The sequence below is a fragment of the Candidatus Symbiothrix dinenymphae genome, from assembly GCF_001431085.1.
The window spans coordinates 1-610 of sequence record NZ_BBRU01000233.1 but is presented as its reverse complement, the minus strand read 5'-3'; the positions used below and the strand labels follow the sequence as shown (position 1 = coordinate 610).

The following is a 610-nucleotide window of genomic DNA, read 5'->3' as shown; positions in this document are numbered from 1 at the left end:
CACCGTTTATCTCGAAATGTATCGGCGAAAAATTGGAAATTGTTTCCAACACTCCCGCAGAATTGGAAGATTATTTCCGTAAAACCATCCATTTTTGGACGGATAATGGTTACGATGCTTTCGCTTACGAAGCCGCTATTTGTGAGATTATCCCCGGACATGGCGCCATTTTGGGCGGAATGTTGGGTCCCATTCAAACGCGCGAAGATTTTGAAAAATACCCGTTCGACGATATTCCCCGTATTTTCTGGGAAACCTACACACCGCGTTTGGAAGCTATTCGTAAAGTCCTGCCGGCAGGAATGAAGGCTTACGGCGGATGCGGCTATGGTATTTTTGAATCGGCACAAGACTTGGTCGGTTATGAGCCGCTTTGCATCATGCAATATCTTGACCCGGATTTGTTTACCGACTTGTTTAACAAAATAGGCGATATTTTTGTCGTCTTGTGGGAAAAGATGGTCAAAGAATACGGCGACATTTTCGCTTTCCACCGCATGGGCGACGACCTGGGATATAAAACGGCAACCATGCTCGAACCCGATACTATCCGCCGGTTTATTCTCCCGCAACACAAGCGGGTGATTGATGTGGTACATCGTGCCAACAA

At 46.6% G+C, this 610-nt stretch carries 1 protein-coding gene; it reads left to right on the top strand.

Annotated elements, in window-relative coordinates; genetic code table 11:
- Positions 1-610: uroporphyrinogen decarboxylase family protein (locus ASC50_RS03220; protein ID WP_304518314.1), on the top strand; the 610-nt coding region annotated here is incomplete at both ends.